22 protein-coding genes are annotated in these 23780 nt (G+C 70.8%); 11 read left to right on the top strand and 11 right to left on the bottom strand.

The features are described from left to right. Positions 1–1188 (bottom strand): beta-propeller domain-containing protein (locus tag E1295_RS20590; protein WP_246080162.1); only part of this gene is annotated, 1188 nt, incomplete at its 3' end. Between the two features lie 32 nt (positions 1189–1220). Beyond that, positions 1221–3332, bottom strand: a complete 2112-nt coding sequence (locus E1295_RS50205; protein WP_246080164.1) for a WD40 repeat domain-containing serine/threonine protein kinase — start codon at positions 3330–3332, stop codon at positions 1221–1223. 112 nt (positions 3333–3444) lie between these two features. Here E1295_RS50205 and E1295_RS20600 point away from each other — a divergent pair, with 112 nt between their 5' ends. Next, positions 3445–4029, top strand: a complete 585-nt coding sequence (locus tag E1295_RS20600; RefSeq protein WP_132631961.1) for a TetR/AcrR family transcriptional regulator — start codon at positions 3445–3447, stop codon at positions 4027–4029. Positions 4030–4116: 87 nt separating this feature from the next. Here the strand turns inward: E1295_RS20600 and E1295_RS20605 are convergent, their stop codons facing one another. Beyond that, positions 4117–4860, bottom strand: a complete 744-nt coding sequence (locus E1295_RS20605) for an N-acetyltransferase (protein ID WP_132631962.1) — start codon at positions 4858–4860, stop codon at positions 4117–4119. A gap of 78 nt (positions 4861–4938) precedes the next feature. On the opposite strand from E1295_RS20605, the gene E1295_RS20610 reads away from it, so the two are divergent. Both E1295_RS20610 and E1295_RS20615 read left to right on the top strand, forming a co-directional pair. After that, positions 4939–6432 carry a DUF885 family protein gene (locus tag E1295_RS20610; RefSeq protein WP_132631963.1) on the top strand — a complete coding sequence of 498 codons (1494 nt, stop codon included), beginning with the start codon at positions 4939–4941 and terminating at the stop codon, positions 6430–6432. 52 nt (positions 6433–6484) lie between these two features. Continuing rightward, positions 6485–7306 carry an SDR family NAD(P)-dependent oxidoreductase gene (locus E1295_RS20615; protein WP_166427325.1) on the top strand — a complete coding sequence of 274 codons (822 nt, stop codon included), beginning with the start codon at positions 6485–6487 and terminating at the stop codon, positions 7304–7306. On the opposite strand, the gene E1295_RS20620 is transcribed toward E1295_RS20615, so the two are convergent. Then, complete coding sequence (locus tag E1295_RS20620) at positions 7297–8235, bottom strand: DUF2207 domain-containing protein (RefSeq protein ID WP_132631965.1); 939 nt, start codon at positions 8233–8235, stop codon at positions 7297–7299. The two genes, E1295_RS20615 and E1295_RS20620, sit on opposite strands and share 10 nt — an antisense overlap. Before the next feature lie 54 nt (positions 8236–8289). Between E1295_RS20620 and guaA the strand changes: the two genes are divergently transcribed. Continuing rightward, positions 8290–9879 (top strand): glutamine-hydrolyzing GMP synthase, encoded by a 1590-nt coding sequence (gene guaA / locus E1295_RS20625; RefSeq protein WP_425465357.1) that lies wholly within the window; start codon positions 8290–8292, stop codon positions 9877–9879. A 6-nt stretch (positions 9880–9885) separates the two neighbouring features. Here guaA and E1295_RS20630 read toward each other — a convergent pair whose 3' ends face one another. Beyond that, the gene (locus E1295_RS20630; protein ID WP_132631967.1) at positions 9886–10770 is read right to left on the bottom strand and encodes a LysR family transcriptional regulator; all 885 of its coding nucleotides are present in this window, start codon (positions 10768–10770) and stop codon (positions 9886–9888) included. A gap of 217 nt (positions 10771–10987) precedes the next feature. On the opposite strand from E1295_RS20630, the gene E1295_RS20635 reads away from it, so the two are divergent. After that, the gene (locus tag E1295_RS20635; protein WP_132631968.1) at positions 10988–11929 is read left to right on the top strand and encodes an alpha/beta hydrolase; all 942 of its coding nucleotides are present in this window, start codon (positions 10988–10990) and stop codon (positions 11927–11929) included. Between the two features lie 30 nt (positions 11930–11959). On the opposite strand, the gene E1295_RS20640 is transcribed toward E1295_RS20635, so the two are convergent. Genes E1295_RS20640 through E1295_RS20660 form a run of 5 tightly spaced genes read right to left on the bottom strand, consistent with a single transcriptional unit; the run spans position 11960 to position 16889 of the window. Continuing rightward, complete coding sequence (locus tag E1295_RS20640) at positions 11960–12901, bottom strand: glycosyltransferase family 2 protein (RefSeq protein ID WP_166427326.1); 942 nt, start codon at positions 12899–12901, stop codon at positions 11960–11962. Continuing rightward, complete coding sequence (locus E1295_RS51030) at positions 12898–14091, bottom strand: hypothetical protein (RefSeq protein WP_132631969.1); 1194 nt, start codon at positions 14089–14091, stop codon at positions 12898–12900. Before E1295_RS51030 ends, E1295_RS20640 begins: the two co-directional genes overlap by 4 nt. Beyond that, positions 14088–14855, bottom strand: a complete 768-nt coding sequence (locus tag E1295_RS20650) for a hypothetical protein (RefSeq protein WP_132631970.1) — start codon at positions 14853–14855, stop codon at positions 14088–14090. The genes E1295_RS51030 and E1295_RS20650 overlap by 4 nt, the downstream gene beginning before the upstream one ends. A gap of 4 nt (positions 14856–14859) precedes the next feature. Further along, positions 14860–15870: a hypothetical protein gene (locus tag E1295_RS20655; RefSeq protein WP_132631971.1), complete on the bottom strand. Its 1011-nt coding sequence runs from the start codon at positions 15868–15870 to the stop codon at positions 14860–14862. Then, on the bottom strand, positions 15867–16889 hold the full coding sequence (locus E1295_RS20660; protein ID WP_166427327.1) for a GNAT family N-acetyltransferase: 1023 nt from the start codon (positions 16887–16889) through the stop codon (positions 15867–15869). The genes E1295_RS20655 and E1295_RS20660 overlap by 4 nt, the downstream gene beginning before the upstream one ends. Before the next feature lie 149 nt (positions 16890–17038). On the opposite strand from E1295_RS20660, the gene E1295_RS20665 reads away from it, so the two are divergent. The 4 genes from E1295_RS20665 to E1295_RS20680 are packed head-to-tail and all read left to right on the top strand — an operon-like array spanning position 17039 to position 20626. Further along, positions 17039–17983, top strand: coding sequence for an NAD-dependent epimerase/dehydratase family protein (locus E1295_RS20665; RefSeq protein WP_132631973.1), 945 nt, complete (start codon positions 17039–17041; stop codon positions 17981–17983). Continuing rightward, positions 17980–19164: an ATP-grasp domain-containing protein gene (locus E1295_RS20670; protein WP_132631974.1), complete on the top strand. Its 1185-nt coding sequence runs from the start codon at positions 17980–17982 to the stop codon at positions 19162–19164. Before E1295_RS20665 ends, E1295_RS20670 begins: the two co-directional genes overlap by 4 nt. Continuing rightward, complete coding sequence (locus tag E1295_RS20675) at positions 19154–19939, top strand: hypothetical protein (protein WP_132631975.1); 786 nt, start codon at positions 19154–19156, stop codon at positions 19937–19939. Before E1295_RS20670 ends, E1295_RS20675 begins: the two co-directional genes overlap by 11 nt. 12 nt (positions 19940–19951) lie before the next feature. Further along, positions 19952–20626: a hypothetical protein gene (locus E1295_RS20680; protein ID WP_132631976.1), complete on the top strand. Its 675-nt coding sequence runs from the start codon at positions 19952–19954 to the stop codon at positions 20624–20626. A 54-nt stretch (positions 20627–20680) separates the two neighbouring features. On the opposite strand, the gene E1295_RS20685 is transcribed toward E1295_RS20680, so the two are convergent. Continuing rightward, the gene (locus E1295_RS20685; RefSeq protein ID WP_220448812.1) at positions 20681–21946 is read right to left on the bottom strand and encodes a serine hydrolase domain-containing protein; all 1266 of its coding nucleotides are present in this window, start codon (positions 21944–21946) and stop codon (positions 20681–20683) included. Between the two features lie 231 nt (positions 21947–22177). Between E1295_RS20685 and E1295_RS20690 the strand changes: the two genes are divergently transcribed. Beyond that, positions 22178–22777, top strand: coding sequence for a type IV toxin-antitoxin system AbiEi family antitoxin domain-containing protein (locus tag E1295_RS20690; RefSeq protein ID WP_132631977.1), 600 nt, complete (start codon positions 22178–22180; stop codon positions 22775–22777). Continuing rightward, positions 22774–23673 carry a nucleotidyl transferase AbiEii/AbiGii toxin family protein gene (locus E1295_RS20695; RefSeq protein ID WP_132631978.1) on the top strand — a complete coding sequence of 300 codons (900 nt, stop codon included), beginning with the start codon at positions 22774–22776 and terminating at the stop codon, positions 23671–23673. Before E1295_RS20690 ends, E1295_RS20695 begins: the two co-directional genes overlap by 4 nt. Positions 23674–23780 lie beyond the last annotated feature (107 nt).

A 23780-nucleotide genomic window follows, 5' to 3' on the forward strand; every position in this document is an offset into this window, starting at 1 on the left:
ATCGGCAGCGTCAGCTGTGTATAAGAGACAGAGGTGTGTATAAGAGACAGCCGGAGGGGTGGTGTCGCCGGACGGGCTCGTGGGGGCGTCGGGTGCGGTGGTGTCGCCGGACGGGCTCGTGGGGGTGTCCGGCGAGGCGGTGCCGCTCGGTGAGCCGGTGGGCGTGCCCGGTCTGGTGGTGGGGGCGACCGGCAGCGGGCGGAACGGCATGCCCCACCATTGCGGGTTGCTGGCCACGTAGAGGCTGCCGCCCGTGCCGTACACGATGTCGCCGTCGGCCGCCAGGGCGATCGGGTCGGTGCCCGCGGCGGTGACGCCCCGGGCCAGGTCGATGGTGTGCACGGTCAGCATCGAGGTGCCGGTGTAGTCGGCGGGGTGGCTGATCCGCTCGCACGCGACCGAGGTCTTCCTCACCGACCCCGACGCGTCGGTGATCTTGATCTGGGGCAGCCAGGCCTCGGCCGGCGCCTCGCGTATGACCTCCTGGTTGCGCTTGATCCGTTCGGCGTCCGGGAGGACCGACCTGACCTGGGGGAACGTGATGTCCGGCCGGCTGCGGGTGACCAGTCTGACCGTCGAGCCGACCATCCTCGCGTCGGCGTACGTGCCCTGCGGCTCAATGGTGCTCAGCACCTTGGGCTCGCCGGCCAGGTCGACCAGCACGTACCGCGTGTCACGCACCGGCCCGAACGAGCGGTGGGCGGCGCCGCCGCGCAGCATGACCAGCGCCCGGTCGTCGGAGATCAGCAGGTCGGAGGGGATCCCGGGTCCGTCGCCGTCGGTCAGGTCGAGCGACTCGGTGACCTTCCTCGTGGCGGCGTCGATGATCCGCAGCGTGCCGTCCGTGACCGTGACGACCCGGTCGCCGTCGGTCTTGACCAGGTCGGGCTCGTCCACCCCCGCCTCGTGCACGTTGGTCGTGGAGTGTTCGGAGGTGGCGGCCGGCTCGGCCTTGGCCTCCGCCCTGGCGGTCATGGGCATGGCGTTGCCGAAGCCGTACGGGCCGACGTTCCGGACGGCCTTCTCGCGCAGCCCCGCCAGCAGGTCGTCACATCCGGAGTAGGCCACCAGCCGGACGTCGCCGAGGCTCGTCCTGCTGGGCGGCGTCCCCTCCGGCGCGGAGGCGCAGGCGGCCGCCACGCTCGCCAGCGCCGTGGCGGTCACGGCCGTGCGGATCAGCGTCTTCATGCCCTCCATCACGGCTCAGCGGGCGGGATGGTTCAGGAAACTCGGTCCGGATTGATGGTGAACGCCGGGCTGACGTTGAGGCCGTCGGGCACTTCCAGCAGCTTGCGCAGCAGTTTCCCGCTGAAGTCGATCACCTGGACCTCGTCGTTGTCGGCGTTGTCCTGCTCCCAGCAGTAAAGGTGCTTCTCGTCGTAGAAGCCGAGCACCTTGTCACAGTCGGAGGAGAACTTGCGCAGGCGCTCACCCGACTCGGAGTCCCAGATGCAGTGGTCGCCGTCGCCGCCGTTGGGGCAGTTGGTGACGAACGTCCTGCCCGAGGGCGAGAAGATGTCCTGCGTGCCCGACGGCATCGTGCCGACGCCGGGGAACGAACGGGTGGCCTTGCCAGCGGCGTCGAAGAAGCGCAGGCCCCGGTTCTTCTCGTCGCCATAGACGTTGACGGTGCCCTCGTCGGCGCCGTCGAAGCCGAAGGAGGTCTCGCGGATCGAGGTGTCGGCCACGTCGACGGTGGTGGCCTTCTCCGCGGCCACGTCGATGATGGTGAAGCCCAGGTTGATCCAGTCGTCGCCGTTCTTCTTCTCGGTGTTCAGCAGGATGCGTTCACCGTCTTTCGACCAGGCCCTGATGGTGCTGATCAGCGGGTCCTTCACGGTCTTGATCGTGGTGCGCTCCCCGGAGCCCCGGTCGGTGATGACGATGAAGTCGTGGTCGTCGGAGCTGTAGCTCCTGCCGCGGTGGGCGAGGTAGCGGCCGTCGGGCGAGACCACCGACTCCCAGTTGGCGGCGTACTTCCTGAACGAGCCGTGCAGGGAGGCCCTGGCGTAGTCGATCCACTCGTCCTTCTTCTCGTCCTCGATCTCGTAGGAGGTCAGGAAGACGGCGTCGTCGGGGTGCTCGTACAGGTGGATCTCGCCGCCGGGGAGCCGGGTCCGACTGCCGGTGGGCGGCACGCCGGCCCGTGTGGTGGGGTCGCGCTTCGCGGTGGCCCGCGACGGCTCGGACGTTCCGGTGCGGGACGGTTCGGCGACGGAGGCCTGGTTGACCTGGATGGTCACGACCACGCCGGCGAGCATCAGCAGGGCGATCGTCACTGTGACGCCGACGATCAGCGGGGTCCTGTTCCCGCGTCGCGGAGCAGGGGCGTGCTGCTGGTGGGTGGTCTGCCCGTGCCGCGCCGGCGGCGGCCAGGGCTTCGGCGGGGGCGGCTGGATCGTGGGGGTGTGCGGGCCGGGCGGCGCCGCGTAACCCGGCCCCGAGGGCGGTGCCGGGTGCCGCCCGAACGGCGCCTGCGGCGCGGCCTCGGCGGCGGCCTCGGCGAGGATGCCGGCGTTGGGCGCGGGGCGTTGCAGCAGCCGCATGATGACCTGCTCGGCGGTGGGCCGCTGCGCGGGGTCCTTGGCCAGGCACGCGATCACCACGTCGCGCAGCTGGTCGTCGAGCATGCCGAGGTCGGGGTTCTGGTTGAGCACACGGTTGATCACCGCGGGCATCGTGTCGCTGCCGAACGGAGCCCGGCCCGAGGCGGCGAAGACCATCGAGCTGGCCCACGAGAACAGGTCGGCGGCCGGCCCGACGGTGTGGCCCATGATCTGCTCGGGCGCCATGTACGCGGGCGTGCCCACGACAGTGCCGCTGATCGTCGACGTGGTGTTGAGCGCCCGCGCGATGCCGAAGTCGATCACCCTGGGCCCGTCGGCGCCGATGATCACATTGGCCGGCTTGAAGTCGCGGTGCACGATGCCGGCCTGGTGGATGGCGGCCAGGGCGGTGGCGGTGCCGATGGCCAGCCGATGCAGGACGGACCCCGATCTCGGTCCCTGCTCCGTCACGACCTGGTGTAACGAGGGCCCTTCGATGTACTCGCTGACGATGTAGGGGCGGTGCTGCTCGACGCCGGTGCCGAGCACGGCGGCGGTGCAGAACGGCGCGACCTGCTGGGCCACCTGGACCTCGCGCAGGAACCGCTCGACGCTCACCTGGTCGCCCGCCAGGTCGGAACGCATCCACTTGACGGCCACGCGGGTGCCCGACGGTTCGTGGGCGAGGTAGACGACGCCCTGGCCGCCCTCGCCCAGCCGGCCGGCCAGTTCCAGGCCGCCCAGCAGTGGCGGGTCTCCGGGTCGTAGCGGCGAGATGGGTGCCATGGAAGGATTGTGTCCCCATGCCGCGCATCGGCAAAAACTACCTGTCAGTAGCGATACCGAATCTTCCTCATCTCGGCACGTACCGTCCTGGCGCTCGGTATACGTTGTATACGTGACAGATCCGGGTACGGCCGAGCGCATCGTGACCGTCGCGCAGCGCATCCTCGTCGACGAGGGCGCCGCCGCGGTCAGCATGCGGCGCGTCGGCGACGCCGTGGGCATCACCGCCATGGCGATCTACCGGCACTATCCCAACCGGGAGGCGCTGCTGCGGGCCGTCGCCAACCGGAGCGCGAGCGAGCTGGCCGCGCAGTGGCGGCGGCGCTCCCCTTCGGGGGAACTGGCGGAACGCATCTCGGCGGCGCTCGACGACTTCCTCGACTTCGCGCTCGGCAACCGGCACCTGTTCCAGTTCCTGATCCTCGACGCGTGGACGGGTGCGCGCCGCTTCCCCGAGGACTTCCGGGGCGGGCAGGGGCCACCGTTCACCGTGCTCACGGAGCTCGTCGAGGAGGGCATGCGCTCGGGGCTGCTGCGCGAGGACGACGTGCTGGAGGTCACGCTGGCCGTCACGTCGTGCGCGCAGGGCCTGGTGCAGCAGTACCTGAACGGCAGGATAGGGATGGACGAGGACGCCTTCCGCGCGCTCTGCCATCGCTCGATGTGGCGGATCATCAACGGGCTGGCCCGAGGGTAGGTGACGGTACGCCGGCCGCGCCTTCCTGGCCTCCGCGCCGCTCGTGCTCTCCACCGGGTCGGCGGCCGGGCGCCCTGACGAGCCGGGTCAGGTCAGCGGATGGCTCACCCAGACGTTCGGCTCCACGTAGACGGCGTGGTCGTGCTCGACGTCGCAGTGCACGGGAGTGAGCGCCCCCGGCACCTCGACGTCGCCCGTACGGTCGAAGGGCAGGCCGGTCCATTTCCGCCACTCCGCGAGCGTGCCCGCGATCACCATCGACCGCGGCGCCACCTTGACGATCTTCCCGCCGGCCCGTACGTGCACCCGCAGCCAGGCGTCATGGGGGAGGCCGTCGGGGCGGGTGCGGAAGGCGTACTCGCTCATGGGGGTGTGGGACTCGTGGTGCTTGAGGTTGGGTCTGACCGGTGCGACGAGTTCGGCGAAGCCCTGGCCGGCGGCGTGGTGGCGCATCGCCGCCAGCATCTTCGAGCTGAGCCCCGTGCCCTGCAGGTCGCGCCGCACGGTGATCTCCAGGGCGGAGACGGCGTCGGGGCGGTCGCCGCGTTCGCGGGCCAGCCGGCCCGACCGGATCACGCCGTCCCAGCCGTCGTCGGGCAGCTCGGAGCCGCCGGCGACGTACGGGATCATGAACGCCCGCGCCACCAGCCGGCCGGGCTCGGCGTCGTCGTCGGCGACGAGCGCGCAGTCGGCGTAGGTGGTGGTGGCGACCGGGTAGAACAGGTCGGCGATCGGGTCGTTGAGCATGAACTCCCGCCACGTATGGTCCATGTCCCACAACGTCGACGCGAACTCCGGACGCTCGGCGAGCGTCGTGATCTGGAGGGCCATACGGACCAGTTTCGCATTTCGGTCTCTTGGGACGCGCGCCCTTATAGTCCGCGAAGTGCCTGCGCTAGCGTCGGCAGCATGACCGATCTTGACCCCAGACTGCGTGCCGTCGCCGACCTGATCGTCCCCCAGGCGCGCGAGAGCGGCGGCAGGCACGAGTACGACGGCCGGATCCAGGACCTGTCGCCCGACGGCGTACGCGCGGGACTCGACCGGCTCGGCGAGGCAGCCGCGCCCGCCGACCCGCACGACGCCCGGCATGTAAAGGTGTTCGAGGAACGGCTGCGCACCCAGTTCGGCGAGCTGGCCCTGCACCGCAGCAACCCCCTGGTCCACCTGTCCAACCTCGACCTCGCCTGCTACGACCGCGACTACGCCCCGGAGGCCGAGCGCGCCGCGGCCAGGGCGGCCCACCTCGCGCTCTGGCCGGACGCCGTGGACAACGCGATCGAGGCGCTCGACCGGATCCCGGCCCCCGTCGCGAAATCCCTGGTGAACACCGCCAAAGGCCTGGCCGCCGGCGTCACGGACGAGACCGCGCTGCGGGCGCACGGCCGGCTCGTCGCCCACCTCCAGCACGCGGCGGACGAGGGCGACCCCGACGCGGCGCTCGGCGGCCCGGCCCTCCGCAGGCTGATGGGCACGGCGGACGGGCTGCCCGTCGACCTCGGCAGGCTGGCGGAGCGGGCCGACGCCGAGCGCGACCGCCTCATGGAGCTGCTCACCGAGTCCTGCGCCAAGCTGGGCGAGCGCGGCAGTGCGCCGCTCGACGTCGTACGCGAGCTGGTCAAGGACCACCCCGACGCCGACGGCGTGATCGAGGCGGCCAGGATCGGCACGGAGAAGGCCATCGCGTTCACCCGCGAGAAGAACCTCGTGCCCTACCACGACGGCGAGTGCCTGGTGGGGCCCGCGCCCGAGTCGCGCCGCTGGGGTATGGCCATGATGTCGTGGAACGCGCCAGGCGAGCCCGAGGGCCCGTCCTGGTACCACGTCACCCCGCCCGACCCGAGCTGGCCGCGGCAGGACCAGGAGGAGTGGCTGGAGGTCTTCAGCCGCACCACGCTGCCCGCGATCAACGTGCACGAGGTCGCCCCCGGCCACTTCTCGCACGGGAGGGCGCTGCGGCGGGCGCCGTCGCAGGTGCGCAGGCTGCTGCAGTCGGACGCGTTCATCGAGGGCTGGGCCCACTACGCCGAGGAGCTCTGCGTCGAGGAGGGCTTCGAGGCCGGCGACCCCCGCTTCGAGATCGGCGTCTGGCTGGAGGCGCTGATCCGCGTCACCCGGCTGGCCTGCGCGATCGGCGTGCACACCGGCCAGATGACGGTCGAGCAGGCCGCAGGGCGGTTCGTGTCGGACACCCACCTGGCCGGCCCCGCTGCGACGGCCGAGGCCGAGCGGGCGTCGTTCGACCCGACGTACGGCCGCTACACCTACGGCAAGCTGCTCATCCGCGACCTGCGCGAGCGCGCCCGCGAGCAGTGGGGCGCCGGCTTCACCCTGCAACGGTTCCACAAGGCCCTGCTCGATCTCGGTTCGCCGCCTCTGGGCTTGATCGCGGGCATCCTGTAGCGTCTGGTGATCCGGAGCACCCTGCAGAGCCGGTCGCTGAGGAGGTCTGTCCGTGCGCGAGCTCTCCGGCAAGGTCGCCGTGATCACGGGCGCGGGCAGCGGCATCGGGCGGGCGCTGGCCCTCAGGTTCGCGGCCGAGGGCATGACGCTGATGCTCGCCGACGTCGACCACGGCCCGCTCGCGGAGACGGCCGCGCAGGCGGGCGACTCCAGGGTGCTCACGCAGATCACCGACGTGTCCGACGCGTCCTCCGTACGCCATCTGGCCGACCGGTGTTTCGGGGAGCTGCGGACCGTACACGTGTTGTGCAACAACGCGGGCGTCTACCAGGGCGGCCGCCTGTGGACCCGCGGCGAGGAGGACCTCGCCTGGCTGCTGGGCGTCAACCTGTGGGGCGTGCTGCACGGCATCCGCGAGTTCGTGCCGCGCATGATCGAGCAGGACACCGAGGGACACATCGTCAACACGGTCTCCACGGCGGGGCTGTTCACCTCGCCGGGGTCGGGCGGCTACTCCGTCAGCAAACACGCCGCGCTGGCCGCCTCCGAGGCGCTGGCCCACGACCTGGCCGCCGAGGGGTCCAAGCTCCGCGTGACCGCGCTCTGCCCGGGCGCGGTCAGGACGCGCATCGCCGACTCCGGGCGGCTACGCCCTCCGAGCCTGGCCACCACGCCCGGCCCCGACGAGGTGGCCGCGCAGGAGGCGGTGAGCAGTGCGACGGAGCACGGCATGGAGCCGTCCGAGGTCGCCGGCCTGGTGGTGGAGGCCATCCGCGAGGAGACATTCCTGCTGCTGACCGGCCCGGAGCACGCCGCGCGGCTGCGCCGGCGGACCGAGGCGCTGTTCGCCGGGCGGTTGCCGCCTCACCACTGACGTTCGTGGGCCAGCAACCGCACCACCGCGCCGCTGCGTGGCCTGACCAGCAGGCGTACGGAGTCGCCCGGCAGCACGTCCTGGTAGACGCCCTGCTTGACGCGGAACGCGACGGCCTTCTCCGAGCTGCCGTCGTGCACCGCGATGTGGTAGGAGTTCTCGCTGTCTCCGTGGACCTCGATCCAGCGCTTGACGACGTGGCCGCCGATCTCCTGCCGCTTGCCGCCCTGCGCGATGGTGGCCGCGGGCACGATCTCCACGCCGTGCCAGCCGCTGCCCGTGAAGATCCACTCCTGCTGCGGGTTCACCTCCACCTGCCCCGGCCCGGCGACCTCGCGCCCCGCCGGGGTCAGCAGGAACCCGCGGCCCGCCAGGAGCAGCCCTGACCCGGCCACGAACGACACCATCGTCGCGATCATCCCCGGCCACGACAGGCCGGCCGCGGCCACGGTGGCGAACCACGGGACCACCAGGGCGCAGGCCAGCAGCACCGGAACGAGCATGCTCGACCAGCGCCGCCGCGCCAGCCCGAGGTCGATCGCGCGCTGCCGGACCAGGGGAAGGAACTCGCGGTCGAGCACCTGACCGTCGGGCATGAGCGCGATCACCGGTGCCCGCGGGGCCCCGCCCATCCTGGCGCCCACCTGGTCGAGCACCCACCGCTCGTACGGCAGCAGCGGCTCCTCCCGGCGCGGCGCGAGCGACAGCCGGTCGCCCTCCACGATGGCCCATCCGCGCCCGGCCAGCTCGAACAGCGCCGAATGGAACACGTCCTGCACCCGCATGCCGCGTAAGAGCTCCGCCACGGGGGCGGGCGCCGGATGGCGCGGCTCCCGCTGCGGGGTCCTGTCGCGACCGGACACCTTGAAGGCGGCGGCCAGGGTGGCGACCCACAAAGCCCACGTCGTCGCCGGCCAGACAAGATCCATTCTCCTGTGTTAGCACGAGAGCCGGAGCCAGGCCAGGCGTAACGCACAAGGCCGATAGACTGTGCTTACCGCGTTCCGCCTTCTGGAGGGTCTTCAGTGTCTGAATTCGACACGGTCTTGGTGGTCGACTTCGGCGCGCAGTATGCGCAGCTCATCGCCAGGCGGGTGCGCGAGTGCCACGTCTACTCAGAGATCGTCCCCTCGTCGATGCCCGTCGAGGAGATGATGGCGAAAAATCCGAAGGCGATCATCCTGTCAGGAGGCCCCTCCTCGGTCTACGCCGACGGCGCGCCGCCCGTGCCGCGCGGGCTGTTCTCGACGGGCGTTCCGACGTTCGGCATCTGCTACGGCTTCCAGGCGATGGCGCAGGCGCTGGGCGGCGAGGTGGCCCGCACCGGCGTCGCCGAATACGGCGGCACCGCGCTCGACGTGCTCCACGAGGGGGTCATCTTCGCGGGCCTGCCGAGCGCCCAGACGGTCTGGATGTCCCACGGCGACAGCGTGGCCGCCGCCCCCGAGGGGTTCACGGTGACCGCCTCGACCGGCCAGACTCCGGTCGCCGCCTTCGAGCACCCCGATCGTGGCCTCTACGGCGTGCAGTTCCACCCGGAGGTGCTCCACTCCGAGCACGGGCAGGCGGTGCTCAGGCACTTCCTCGAGGCGGTCGGCTGCCGCCCGTCGTGGACCATGCTCAACATCGTCGAAGACTCCGTCGAGGCCGTGCGCCGCCAGGTCGGCGACGGCCACGCGATCTGCGCGCTGTCGGGCGGCGTCGACTCCGCGGTGGCCGCTGCCATCGTGCAGCGCGCCATCGGCGACCGGCTGACCTGCGTCTTCGTCGACCACGGCCTGCTGCGCAAGGGCGAGGCCGAGCAGGTCGAGCGCGACTTCGTGGCCGTCACGGGCGTCAAGCTGCGCGTGGTCGACGCCGCCGACCGCTTCATCAAGGCGCTGGAGGGCGTCACCGACCCAGAGGAGAAGCGCAAGATCATCGGCCGCGAGTTCATCCGCGTCTTCGAGGACGAACAGCGCGCCATCATGGCCGACAAGCCCGTCGAGTTCCTCGTCCAGGGCACGCTCTACCCCGACGTGGTCGAGTCGGGCGGCGGCACCGGCACCGCCAACATCAAGTCCCACCACAACGTCGGCGGCCTGCCTGACGACCTGCGCTTCACGCTGGTCGAGCCGCTGCGGGCGCTGTTCAAGGACGAGGTCCGCCGCGCCGGCGAGGAGCTCGGGCTGCCCGCCGCCATGGTCTGGCGCCAGCCGTTCCCCGGCCCCGGCCTGGGCATCCGCATCGTCGGTGAGGTGACGCGCGAGCGCCTGGAGCTGCTGCGAGAGGCCGACGCGATCGCCCGCGAAGAGCTGTCCAGGGCCGGCCTCGACCGGCAGATCTGGCAGTGCCCGGTGGTGCTGCTGGCCGACGTGCGCTCGGTGGGGGTGCAGGGCGACGGGCGCACCTACGGGCATCCGGTGGTGCTGCGTCCTGTGACGTCGGAGGACGCGATGACGGCCGACTGGGCGAGGGTGCCGTTCGACGTGCTGTCCCGCATCTCGACGCGGATCACCAACGAGGTCCGCGAGGTCAACCGCGTGGTCCTCGACGTGACCAGCAAGCCCCCCGGCACCATCGAGTGGGAGTGACCCCGGCTAATCGCCTGTGAGCCGATTCATGGCGGCCTCGATGAAGGGCGCGAGCAGGGGGTTGTCATCGCCTGCCCGGGTGGCGAGGACGACCTGGCCCGGCTGCACCCCCTCCAAGGGGATGCTGGTGAGGCCGGGGTGAAGGGTCTCCGCGCGCAGGCCGGCCGAGACGATGACCACGGCCTGACCCGCCGCGACGATCTCGAACTTCTCCTCAGGCGCCTCGACGAGCGGGCCGTCCGGCGCGGAACCGCCGTCCGGTCGCGGGTCGATCCGCCAGTAGGCGTTCCAGGTCCTGTCGGGCAGGCGCGGCAGGACCTCGTCACCGATGTCGTCGAGGGTCACCCGCTCCTTGCCGGCCAGGTGGTGGTCGCGGGAGACGAGAAGGACCCGCGGCTCGTCGTAGAGAACCGTCACGTCGAGCCCGTCATCGCGGAGCGGCAGCCGGCACACCACCACGTCCACCCGGCGATCGAGCAGCGCGGCACGCGGTTCGTTCCAGGCCAGCTGCACCACGCGCACCTCGGCGTCGGGATGCCGATGACGGAGGTCGCGCACCGCGGGCATGACCGGCACGTGCAGGGTGTGCCCGACCGCGATCCTGCTGGGGCGGGCCGCGGCGCGGGTGGCGGCCACCGCCTGGGCCGATGATCGCAGCAACGCCCTGGCACGGGGCAGGAACACCTCGCCCGCCTCGGTCAACCGGGTGCCGTGCGGGGTGCGGTCCAGCAGGGGAACGCCGAGCCGCCGCTCAAGGCCGCGGATCTGACGGCTCAGCGAGGGCTGGGTGATGTGCAGGGCTTCGGCGGCCCTGCCGAAGTGCCGGTGCTCGGCGACGACCGTGAAATAGCGCACTGACCGCAGATCCAGATCCGGCGCCGACTCGGCCATGTCTGCAGCATAGCCCTCTGGTTGACGTCGGGTGATGCCTCAGGCGTATGACGATGCCACACAAGCTTTGGACTCCGCGCGCCGGCCTTCCGACGATGGGATCACCACGAACGGGGCCCTGCCGTACGAGAAGATGGAGAGCCACATGCCTGAAGCAACTCGCCGCGCTGTGCTGGGAACGGTGGCCGGACTGTCAGCCGTCCCGCTTCTGACGGGTATGGCGAGGTCCGCGTCGACGGCTCCCGACGAGGACCAGATCCTGCAGCAGATGGCCGACGCGTTCGGTCAGCAGCTCCGCTCGCCGATCATGCATTCGCCGGAGGAGCAGGGCCTCGACTACGAGGACGTCACCTTCCAGGCGGTTGACGGCGTGCCCATCGAGGGCTGGTTCATCCCTGCCCGGGGATCCAGCAAGCTGATCATCGCCAATCACCCGATGGGATTCAGCCGGGCCGGCCTGCCCGGCCATCTGGAACCGTGGAAGTCGATCTGGAGTTCCAGCGGCAACGACATGGAGGTGGACCTCGTACCCGACTACAAGATCCTTCACGACGCCGGGTACAACGTGCTCGCCTACGACCTGCGCAACTACGGCCTCAGCGGGGCCGCCAACGGCGGCATCGCCTCCAGCGGGATCTTCGAGTCGCGTGACGTCCTGGGCTCGCTGCGGTACGCACGCCGGCGGCGGGACACGCGGAACATGCGGATCGGCCTGTTCAGCCGCTGCCTGGGCTGCAGCTCCACGTTTCACGCGATGAGCAGCGACCCGCGGGCGTTCGACGGCGTGCGCTGCCTGGTGGGGCCGCAACCGGTCACCATGGAGGTCATCATGGCCCGGCGGCTGGTCATGGCGGGCGTGCCGGCCGACCGCATCGACGAGCTGGAAAGGCTGGTGGTGCTGCGCACCGGCATTCCCTTCGCGCAGCGGCAGCCACAGCAGTGGGCCAAGGGGGTCCGGGTCCCGACCCTCCTCTACCAGGTGCACGACGACACGCTGACCGATCCGAGCGACGTACAGACGATGTTCGACAACATTCCGGTCGCCGACAAGAAACTCCAGTGGATCCGCGGCACCGACCGCCGCTTCGACGGCTACCTGGAGTTCCAGAGGCGCCCGCAACCGATGCTGCAGTGGTTCGAGTCCCACATGGGGTCCTGAGTGGGCGCCGCCGAGCCGCCGTGCGGGAGGTCAAAACCGGCCCGGAGAGGGCGGGCAGGGCAGACCGCCGGTCAACGTGTCCTCCGGGGCCAGCGCCAGGTTCGACTCCCTGACGTAGTAGCGCCGCAGCGGCGACGTCTCGTGCAGCAGCCGGTGCACATATCTGGCCACCAGCGCCAGCGCCGCGAGACTCGCGCCGGTGAGCAGCAGGTGGGCCGCCCCGGCCACAGGGGAGTCCGCCACCGGCGCGAGCAGCACGGCCAGCGCGGCGGCCAGAGCGCCGCCCGCGTAGAGCGCGGTGAGCGGCCGCAACGAGAAACCGAAGAACAGCTCCAGGGCGTGCCCGGCGAGCTTGACGGGGCGGAGCTTGGAGCGGCCGGCCGTGCGTGCCCGGTGGGAGACCGGGGTGACCGCATAGCGGGCGCCCACGAGGGGGACCGCCGGGATGAACCACGGCAGGCGCAGGTCCATGATGGTGCGGGCCACGCCGGTGCGCATGAGCCGGAAGGTCGACGCGCCCCGCGGCATGTCGATGCCGAAGACCCTGCGGGCGGCCCAGTGCATGATCGCCGAGCCGGCTCTGCGGATCAGCGGGTCGCGCCGGCCGAGCCGCCGGCCGAACACCACGTCGTAGCCCTCGGCTGCCTTGCCGAGCAGTGTCAGGATCTCCGAGGGCGGCACCTGGAGGTCGGCGTCGCACTGGACGGTCCAGGGGTGGGCCGCGTAGCGCACCCCGGCCGCCATGACGGCGTCCAGGCCGAAGTTGCGGGTGAAGGACACGTACGCCACCCGCGGGTCCGTCTCGGCCAGGCGGCGGATCCTGGCGAGCGAGTCGTCGGCGCTGCCGTCGTCGACGAAGAGGATCTGTATCTCGCCGAGCTCCTTCAGCGCCTCCACCAGCTCGGCGTGGGCGACCTCGACCTGCGCCCCCTCGTTGTAGCAGGGCACCAGTACGGTCAGTCCCGTCGTCACATCCGCCTCCTCAGGACGAGTCCCAGCACGAATCCCTGCGCGCCGAGGGCGTACACCGCCCCTGCCGCCCCGGCTAACGGCACCACGAGCGCGCCCAGCGCCGTGGTCGCGGCCCAGGCGAGCACGACCGCCCTGGCACTGTCGCGCAGCCCCGCCCGGCCGCTGTTCTCCAGCACGAACATCCCGGCACTGGCCAGCGTGTTGACGGGCAGCAACGACGCCAGCAGCACACCCAGCGCGACCAGGGAGCCGGTCCCGGCCAGCCCGCCCGCCAGGGCCGCTCCCGCGAGCGCGAGCCAGAGGGCGCCGGCCCAGGTCGACAGCAGCGCGGCCCGCCGGACGAGCAGCCGTATCCCGGTCGCGTCGTCCGAGCCCATCCGCAGGACCAGCCGGGGCTGGTAGATGCGCTGGAGCGTGTAGACGACGGACACGGCGAACCCCCATCCGAGGGTCATCATGTAGAGGTCGCCGCTCTGGCCGGCGTACGACGTGAGCGACAGCTCCACGAACAGCGTGCCGATCATGGCGTTGCTCATGACGTCGGCGGCGCCCATCAGCACCACGGTCCTGGCCAAGAGGTCGCGCACCGGCCGCCGCCACGAGCCGGCCCGCGGCAGGCCGCGCAGCAGAGCCAGGTTGAGCCCGCTGACCAGGACGAGCAGTCCCGCCAGATAGACGGAAGGCGGGATGGGCACGGTGAACGCCAGCCCGGCCATGCCGATCATGCCGAGGCCGAGCAGAGTGAAGTGCACGGTGTCGCGGGTGTAGCTGCCGAGCGCCCGGTGCACGGCCACGCCGAGCATCCCGCAGCCCAGGCCGATGTAGTAGGCGATGGCCAGCAGATAGATCGTGATCGTGGCGTCCGGTGCGAGCAGGAGCGCGGCTGCCGCGGCCGCGGTGAAGGGCAACGGTACGTACGTGACCATCGCGCGCAGCATCCCGGCGATCTGCCGGCGGGTGCGCCCGGCCCGCGGGATGAGCGTGAGCGCCGCCTTCTCCGGGCCCGACTGGACCACCATGCACAGCCAGCCCACCGCGCCGACGGCGGCGGCGTACCGGTTGAAGTCCTCGCGGCTCCACGCGGCCACGAGCACGCCGGCGGAGCCGTACAGCAGGAGGCGGAAGGTGGCGCGGCCGCCCAGCAGGGTGAGTAGGCGGCGCGGGCCGATGCGGTGCTCGGTGGTGGTCACGGGGCGCCGTCGTCCAGTTCCCTCGCCACGACCTCGCGCAGCGGGCGGGACCCGTCGTCGAGGTAGTCGAGCAGCGCCCGGCGGATGCGGTCGTCACCGAAGCGGGCCCGTACGCCTGGAAGGGACGGACCTCTGTCCACGCCGAACAGCGCGCGGAAATAGACGCCGACCTGTTCCTGGGTGAACGAGGTCGGCGGGTCGAGCAGTTCCTCGACCGCCCGCCGGTCGGGCGGCGGGGCGGGCGGCGCCTCCAGCCAGGTGGTGGAGCGGCCGGCCGTGGCGAGCCAGTGGCGCAGGTGGGCGACCCGCTCGATGACGGACGGCGAGTCGTCGCCGGCCAGCCTGGCGGTCGCGAGCCGGGAGTCGTAGCAGGTGGCATGCAGCGCGGCGCACACTTTGTTGAAGGCGGGCAGGCGGTCGAGGGCCGTCGCGCCGGCCTGCTCGATGACGGCCCGCGCCTGCGGCGAGCTCGCGGCGCGGGCCACGAGGGCGTCGAACTCCTTGTACCAGCGGGCGAGGGTCGCACGGTCGGGGGTGTCGGTGGCCGGGTCGTGGCGGCGTACCCATCGGACCATGTGCGCGGGCATGAACGCCGTCAGCGGGTCCTCTTCCGGTGCGGGCCCGTCGGGTCGCCCGGGCGCGGAGACCGTGCGGGGCCGGTAGAAGGCCCCGCACGCGCGGCAGGAGTAGCGGGCCGGGCGCGCGAAGCGGGTCAGGCGGGTGGGGTGCGGGTGGCCGCACTGCACGCAGGTCATGGTGTCCACGAGGTCAGAAGGGAACGGCGAGGGCCGAGGAGGGGACCAGGTCTGCGCCAAGGGATCGCTTGATCTCGGCCTGCCCCTTGCCGAGGACCAGCCCGGTCTTGCCCGAGGCGATGGCCCATTCGACCATCCGGACGTAGCCGTCGAAATAGAGGTGCTTGCGTCCGCCGGACTCCGGCGGCAGCGCACCCCAGCTGAGGCAGATGGGCCAGTCGGGGTGGTCGAGGATCAGGGAGAGACCGATCAGCCTGCTGCCGTCGCGGTAGGCGATCGCCACGACCTCGTCGCCGCCGACCAGGGCGTCGAGGTACGGCAGCGGCAGCGGCGCCTGAGGGAAGAGCCTGGCGCGGTGCTTGAGGTCGTTCTCGGCGCGTAACGCGGCGGCCTCGGCCCCGGTGACCAGCTCGCGCGCCGGGCCGACGGCGATCGACAGGCCGGCGTCCGCGGTGAAGGTTCTGGCTCGCCGCTTCAGCGAGTCCCTGCGGGCGCGGTCGAGCCGGGCGTACCACGCTTCCATGTCCGTCCACGGGGTGGCCAGCCGGGCCAGCGGCGCGGTCGGCAGCGCGGCCTTGACCAACCCGGGCAACTGCGCGGGCTCGCCCGGCGACACCTCGCGCCACACGACGCCGCGCCAGCTCGGACCGAGTTCCTCGCGTATCCCGCGCACGTAGCGGCGCAGCAGTTCCCTGCGCCGCTCCGGCTCCAGGTCGCCGGCGAACCACCAGCCCTTCTGCGACCGGTTTCCCGGCGCGTGGACGTCCACGACTCCGGCGACGTCGCGGCCCCTCGCGTAGGAGCCCCTGCGGGGTCTGATGCCGCGCAAGGACGCCGAGACCGCGCCGACCGCGGTGCCCCCGTCGTGCAGGACGGTGAGGAGCACGGGTGCCTGCGCGCCCCAGGCGTAGGCCTTCAGCAGGTCGTAGCGCCACGTGACGCACTGGCGGCCGGCGGTGCGAAGGTGCTCCCATCCCGCGGGTTCGGGATCGTGGCGGGGGTCGAGCGTCCGGAGTGCGATCATCCCATCGCCCACCTTGGCACGGCGACGACGCTCATGGGCACGTATGCGAATCCCAGCGACCTCTTCACATCCACCCGTCCCCTGCCGCCGAGCAGCCGCTTCGCGCCCTGCCGCACGGCCCGCCCGACGATCCGGGCGTAACTGTCGAAGTACAGGTCCTTACGGCCGCCCTCCTCCGGCTGGAGCGCCGCCCAAGGCCCGTACGCGGGGGAGTCATGGTGGTCGTAGACGATCGCGAAGCCGAGCAGCCGTCCAGCGGCGTGGTAGGACAGGACGCTCACGTCCGCGCGGCTCAGGAGTGCGGCGAAATACTCCTCGGGAAGCGGCGCCCGGGGGTCGAAGCGGGTGGCCAGCCTGGCCGTGTGCCTGCGGTTCAGTTCTGCGAGCTCGCCGGGGTCGAGGTCGGTGCGCGCTTCGCCTTCCGAGACCACCAGGTCGTCCGCCTGGGTGATCCGCCTGAGCTGGCGGCGCAGGGTGGAGCGGCGGTTCCTGCTGAGCGAGCCGATCCACTCCTCCGTGGACGTCCAGTGCAGCGGCATGACCGTGGAGCCGGGCGACGGCCTGACGATCGCGCCCCGACGGGTCACCGCGGGCAGGTGAGGCTCGGTCACCATGCGATAGAGCACGCCGGTGAGTCCCCAGCCCAGGTGCCGCCGCGCGGCCTGCTCGAACATCCGCATGAGGCGACGGCGCTCGCCCGGTGTCACGGCGTCGCTGAAGTGCCAGGTCGGGGCGTTGGAGTGGCCGGGCAGGCGGACGTCGAGCAGGAGCGGCTCGCGGCGCGGCCGTGGGACCCGGCGGGAGGACGGCAGGGGGAGGCCGGCGTAGACGGCGCCCACCGCCCCGACGATCCGCCCGCCGTCGCGGAACACGGTGAGCAGGGGTCGCGCCCACGAATGCGCGGACGAAGCGGCGATGACGTCATGAGCCCAGATGGCGGACAGGCCCTCCGCCTGGCGGAATTCCTCCCAGCCCGACGGCTCGGCATCCTCGCAAGGGTCGAGTACTTCCAGGTGCACGCGGTGGCCTTTGATGACGAAACAATCACAACATTGATACAAACTACCGCTGGATAAGATAGCGGTATATTTCGTCTGGTGGGATGCGCCTGGCACGTTAACGACAAAACGTGGCATCTGTTGTGATGCGCTCACACTCAAGAGGTGGCATGAAGGTTGGTGTGACGGGCGGCAACGGCTTCATCGGCCGCTACGTGTGCGAAGAACTCGCATCCCGTGGCCACGTTCCGCTCCTGTTCGATCACAGGGGACATGTTAATGCCGACATTCCATGGGAAGTCATGCGAGGTGATATACGTGACGCCATCGCAATGACGGAACTCGCGGCGCACTGCGACGCGATAGTGCATTTGGCTGCCGTACTCGGGACCCAGGAAACGATTTCCAATCCCCGGCCGGCGGCCGAGACCAATCTCATGGGCGGCCTGAACTTCCTCGAAGCCGTCGCCCAGTACGACCTGCCGGGCGTCTACATCTGCGTCGGCAACCACTGGATGGACAACAGCTACTCCATCTCGAAGACGGCGGTCGAGCGCTTCGTCCGCATGTTCAACGCCCACCGCGGCACCAAGGTGAACAACGTACGGGTGGTCAACGCCTACGGGCCCCGCCAGCAGGCCGCGCCGCCCTTCGCCTCCGGCAAGGTCAGGAAGATCACGCCTGCCGTGATCTGCCGCGCGCTGAGCGGGATGCCGGTCGAACTGTACGGTGGCGGCACGCAGATCTCCGACATGGTCTGGGTCGGCGACGTGGCACGGGCGCTCGTGGCCTCGCTGGAGAAGGCGGCCGAGGGAGTGGTCCTGGACCACGTCGTGGAGGTCGGCCCCACCAGGTCCGCCACCATCCGCGAGGTCGCCGAGCTCATCATCGACCTGTGCGAGGCCCGCGGCTACCCGCGCGTGCCCATCGTCGACCTGCCGATGCGGCCGGGCGAGACGCCGGACACCGCCGTCACGGCGCAGACCAAGACCCTCCTGTCGGTCGGCATCGAGCCGAGTTCGCTGGTTCCCCTCGACGAGGGCATGGCGAGGACCGTGGACTGGTTCATCGAGAGCCGCGGGGTCCACTGGGACGCGCCGCGGGTCACCCCGTGAAGCGGCTCGTCATCCTCGGCGGCTCGGACGGAACCATCAGTTCCTACCGGGCCGCTCACCGGCTCGGCCTGGGCACGATCTGCGTCGACATGCGCGCCGACGCCCCCGGGGTGCGGGAGGCCGGGGAGTTCCTCCACCTCAGCACCCGGGACGTGGACGCCGTGACGGCGGCCCTGCACGGCCGTGACGACGTGGCGGGCGTGCTCGCCCCCGGCTCCGACATCAACCTCCCCTCGCTGGTGGAGGTGGCCGCCCGGCTCAGGCTGCCCGGCACGCTGACGCCCGCCGCCCTGCGGGCGTCGGTGGACAAGGCGTACTTCAGGGAGGTCTGCCTGCGGCTCGGCCTGCGCGGGCCCGCCTACGTCAGTGGCGCCGCCGGAGAGGTCGTACGCGACGCGGCACGGTTGCGCTTCCCCGTCATCGTCAAACCCATCGACTCGGGCAGCTCGCGCGGCATCACGATCTGCACCGCGCCAGCGGAACTGGGCGACGCGGCGCGGGCCGCCGCCGCGGTCTCGCCCTCGGCGACCGTCATCGCCGAGGAGGTGGTGACCGGCCAGGACCTGTGCGGGGAGGCGTTCCTCCAGGACGGCAAGGTGGCGCTGCTCGGCCTGAGCGACCGGGTCGTGGAGCCGCCCAACGTCGTCGCCGTCGGGCACGACATGGCACCGCGGGACCAGCGGCTCACCGAGGAGGTCGCCCGGCAGCTCGAACTGGTCTGCGCCGAGGTGGGCCACACCGACGGCCCGGTCAACCTGGACCTGTTCGTCACCGGCGACGGGATCGTACTGATCGAGATGGGCGCCCGGATCGGCGGCAACGGCATGGGCGAGGCGCTCGGCCTCATGCACGGAGTGGACACCGTGACGGCCGCCGTGCAGCTCGCCATCGGGCAGCGTCCCGACCTGCGGCCGAGCCACGTCAGGCACGCCGCCGTCCGCATGCTGCGCGCCGGCTCCGCCGGCACGCTGCGGGCGCTGGACGGCCTGGCCGACGTGCGCGCGCTGCCGCAGGTGGCCGACGTGGTGGTCACCGCCGAGCCCGGTGACCGGGTCGTGCCCTACACCGAGTGCCGAGCGAAGCTGGGGTACGTGCTGGCCTCCGGCGACAGCGCCGGCGAACTCGCCGCGACGCTCGCCACCGTCGACGACCTGCTCCGGATCAGAGTCGATGCCGGCTGAGTTTCCGGCGGCGCGCTGGGAACGGGCCTACCGCAAGGTGGTGGAGACCGCCTTCATGAAAGTGCCGTTCTACCGCGACCAGTGGGTGGCCGCGGGACGGGCGCTGGACGAGCCACAGCCCACCCCGTCCGAGGCTTTGGCGGACCAGCTGCACCGTCTGTGCCCGTTCGCGCGGCCGTTCGACCCCTCACGGGAACCGCCGCCGTGGATCAGCGACGGGCGTGACCTTCGTGAGGCGCTCGCCCAGGCACGAGCGCCACGCCGGGCGCCCGTGCTGGAGGTGCGCCCGGCCGTGCTGGACCGGCGCGCTCTCGGGCGGACCGGTCCCCGGTACGGCGTGATCCTCGCACCGGGCGCGAAGGTCGTGGACGAGGCCCGCCGCCGCGAGCTGAACTCGGCCGCCCTTCGGCTCGCCGCCCGGGCGGGGCGGGCGACGCTCGTGGGCGAACGGCCGGCCCTGGACACGGTCCTCCCCGAACTCGACGGGATCGCGGTGACCGTGGCCGAACGGATGGACACCGGACAGGCCGTACGCGAACACGGCCTCGCCTACGACCCGCACCTCGGCTATTTCGCGGCACCGGGAAGCGGCTGCGGCACCACTCACCTGCTGTGGCGCCGCTTCCACGCCCGCCGGACCGCCGGGGGAGCGCCGGCCGTCACGGCGCTGCGCCGCGCCCGGCCCGTGCTGGTGGACGTCGTGCCGTACGGCGCGGAGACGGTCACGCTCGGCTCCTGCCCCGCCCACGGCACACCGATCATCGTGACGCACTGACAGGAACTCAAGGTGACTTCTTCATTCTGGCGGGACAACCGGGTGACGCTCCTGGCAGGAGCCCTGGCGGTGGCGCTGGCCGGCGCGGTGCGCTTCCTCATCCCGTACGAGCGTGAAATCACCTCGCTGTGGATGTTTCTCGTCAAGCTGACCCCGCAGATCGCGGCCGTCGTCGCCGTCGCCTGGCTGGACGTCGAATGGGCGCGGCGACTGCGCCTGCACCTGGTGGCCCTCCCCGCGATCTTCCTCGCCTTTCTGTGCTATTTCGTGCCGGCGACGTTCATGACGGCCATGGACATGCAGGACGGGACAGCCGCGTTCGAGGACCTGTACCTGCACGTAATCGTCTTCGTGCCGTTCCTGCTCATCGCGCTCCTGCTGGCCTACCGGCTGGGCGGCGGCTCCCGCGAGGGCGTGCTGCGGACCGGGACAGCCCTGACCATCCTGCACGTGTCGGGTCTGGAGGACCTGATGGCGGTGCTGATGAACAGCCGGCTGGACGGCATCCCCGAGCTGTGGGACTGGGCCCACCACATGACCGTGCGGCTGGGCCACCCGGCGACGCGGAACGAGGCTTACGCCTTCATCGTCGTGCACGTGGTGCTGGCCGTGCTGGCGCTGACGTTGCCGCGGCGGGCGTTCACCAGGCTCCGGCCCGGCCGCCGGGACGACGCGAAGACCCCGTGAACGTGACCGGGCCCCGGGGCGTGTGCTCCCGGGGCCCGGCCGGACCGGATGTGGTCACCGCTTCTTGGCGCACAGGGCCGTGTCGGCGGCCTTGATGACGCTCATCGCGCCCGCGTCGGAGGAGGGCAGCGCCGTGACCGCGATGGCGGCGGCCCTGCCGTCGTCGGTGATGCCGCCGCGGGTCTCGTAGCCGTCGATGTCACCGCCGTGGCCCCACGCCACGCCACCGCAGCTCAGCGGCATCTTCATCAGGCCGAGCCCGTAGCTCCAGCCGGCCGGCATGCCGGGCGCCTTCACGGTCTTCTTCATGGCCTTGAGCTGCGCCGGCTTGAGCAGCGTGCCGTCCATCAGGGCGGCCCAGAAGCGGTTCAGGTCGCTGGGGGTGGCGATGAGCTGACCGGCCGCGCCGCCCCACGACGGGTCGAGGTTGGTGATGTCGAGCAGCTTGCCGCCGGGCTTCCTGGAGCCGTACCCCTTCGCGTGGGGGTCACGGACCGTCTTGACCTTCTTGCCCGGCCAGTACGTGTGGCGCAGGCCCGCCCGCTTGATGATCCGCTCGGTGATCGCCGTGCTCACCGGCTTGCCCGTGACCTTCTCGATGAGCAGGCCGAGCACGGTGTAGCCGGTGTTGCTGTACTCCCAGCCCTTGCCGGGCGCGAACGACGCCTTGTGCTTGAAGGCGATCCTCAGCAGGTCCTGAGGGGTGCTGTACCTGTCGCGGGCGTCGAAGATGTTGGGGATCCAGCGGGTGTAGTTGGGCAGGCCGCTGGTGTGCTGCAGCAGCTGCCGTACGGTGATCTTGCGGCCGTCGCCGGCCTTGCCGCGGATCAGCTTCGGCAGGTACGTCTCGATCGGGTCGTCCAGCTTGACCTTGCCCTCGCCCACGAGCTGCAGCACGGTCGCGGCGGTGAAGGTCTTGGTGTTGCTGGCGATGCGCACGTACCCGTCGACCGGCACCTTCGCCTTGGTCTTGAGGTCGCCGACCCCGGCGGTGTAGTAGCGGGTCCTGCCCTTGCTGTCACGGACGGCGGCCAGCGCCGCCGGGAACTTGTGCTTCTTGACCAGGCCGTTCAGCTGCTTCTGCAGGGCGTCGTTGCTGCGGTTGCGCTTGGCTTCCTTCACCTCTTGGCGCATCTCGTCCAGCTCGGCCTGCAACTCGTCCGCGGGGTTGTGCTGCGGGACGTTCGCTCCCACTTCCGGACCGATCACCGCGGCGGCGGGGGCGGCGGCCACGCTCATCGCCGTCAGCGCGGACAGCGCCGCCACGGCCAGGACGCGCATGCGCCGAGGGGTCGAGGAAGGGGAAGAGAGACGCGACATGGGTAACGCTCCTGCATTCGGGGGTGGTGTCCGCTCCGGACATCAACCAGCATGTCGTCCCGGCCCCCTCGCGTACGATCCCGCCCGCTGGACTTTGCCGGGTACAGCCAGCTGTACCGGTCACAAACGAGTGAGCCGCATCGAGTGGACGACTTCCTACAAGTGAGTATTAGTTTGGCGTATGCTGGCACGCAGAACTAAAACGTTGTTGTAGGAGACAGGTAACGCACTGTGGGGTCAGCTGGAGACTCGCCTCGGGCGCGACTGTGGCGTCGAGCCGCACTCCAGCGTGGCTATTTCACGGCGGCGCAGGCTCTCGAAGACGGTTACAGCTACCAGTCCCAGCACTTTCAGGCCCGCAGCGGCAACTGGACGCGCGTCGATCGCGGCCTCTACCGCTTCCGCGAGTTCGCCGACCTCCCACAAGGCGAACATGATCACCTCGTCCGCTGGGCACTGTGGGGCCAGGGGCGTGCGGTCGTGTCCCATACCACCGCGTTGGCTGTTCACGATCTGGGCATCGCCAACCCTGCGCGGGTTCATCTGACGGTTCCGGCGGGCTTTCGCCGGCGACATTCGTCGGTCGTCCTCCACCGGGCCGATCTGCGCCGTGATGAAGTCGAGGAACATGAGGGCTTTCGGGTGACGAAGCCCGTACGCGCCATCGTGGAGTCCGCGGCGGACCGGGTGGGCCAGGACCTGATCGACTCCGCCGTGGCTGAGTTGCTCGATCGTGGTGCCGCGACGAAGGGGCAACTTCTGCAAGCCGCGCAACGAGCCGGCGCCGTGGCTGAACTCGCCGTGGAACGCGCCCTTCAGAAGATCGCATGAGTCGCTATACGACTCCGGCGGATCTCCGCCGAGCTCTGGAGGCCCGGTTCAAACGCCAGGCCGACGAGAGCGGCACTGACCTCAGCCGGTTGCGGAGGGTTGCTGTATTCGATCGGATCTCAGCCAGGCTCTCTGCCGTCGGACATCGCTGGGTTCTCAAAGGCGGCACCTCACTGGAATTCCGGCTGGGCGGCCGCGCGCGTGCCACGAAGGATCTCGATCTGGCGCTCCGTGACGGACCACACGATGGCGAGGCCATGCGCGAAGAGCTGATCGAGACGCTGGCCGTAGACGTCGACGAGGATGGCTTCGTCTTCACCGTGGGGCGACACATCACGCTGGACGTGGACACGGCTGGACGGCCTGGATGGAGGTTCCCCGTTGACAGTGCTCTCGCGGGAAGGACCTTCGCCCGGATTCGCCTGGACATCGTGCTACGGGGGGAGGAACTTGCAGCGACCGAGCGTATTCGGCTGCCCGGCGTGCTCGGGTTCGCCGACGTTCCGGCACGGACGATCGAATCAGTCGATCGCCGCCAGCACTTCGCCGAGAAGTTGCACGCGCTCACCCGAGATTATGACTCGCGGCCTAATACCAGAGTGAAAGATCTGGTGGATCTCATCTTGCTGATCGAGGACGGTCTGCCCGCCGATCGTGGGTTGCTCGACGTGGTGCACCACGTGTTCGCCGCTCGAGGCACCCACTCGGTGCCTGAGCACCTCCCCGATCCGCCACCCGTATGGGAGATCGACTATCCCAGGCTCGCCGAGGACCTCACGTGCGCCGGCTCTGCCCTTTCCGGTGCCCTTGATCTGCTTCGTGCTTTCTGGCGGCGAACACAACTGGCCATACCCAACCTGGATCCTCCCGCCTCAACCAGCGATGCCGGCGCTTGAGCCAGTCGCTGTCGAAACGCTCCCCGGTGACCGCTCACAAGCGGACGTCATCGTGAGTCGAATTCTGTGTTGTCCGGCTTGGTCGGCTTCGATGATGACGTAACGTG

The sequence above is a fragment of the Nonomuraea mesophila genome (assembly GCF_004352805.1).
Lineage (GTDB): Bacteria > Actinomycetota > Actinomycetes > Streptosporangiales > Streptosporangiaceae > Nonomuraea > Nonomuraea longispora.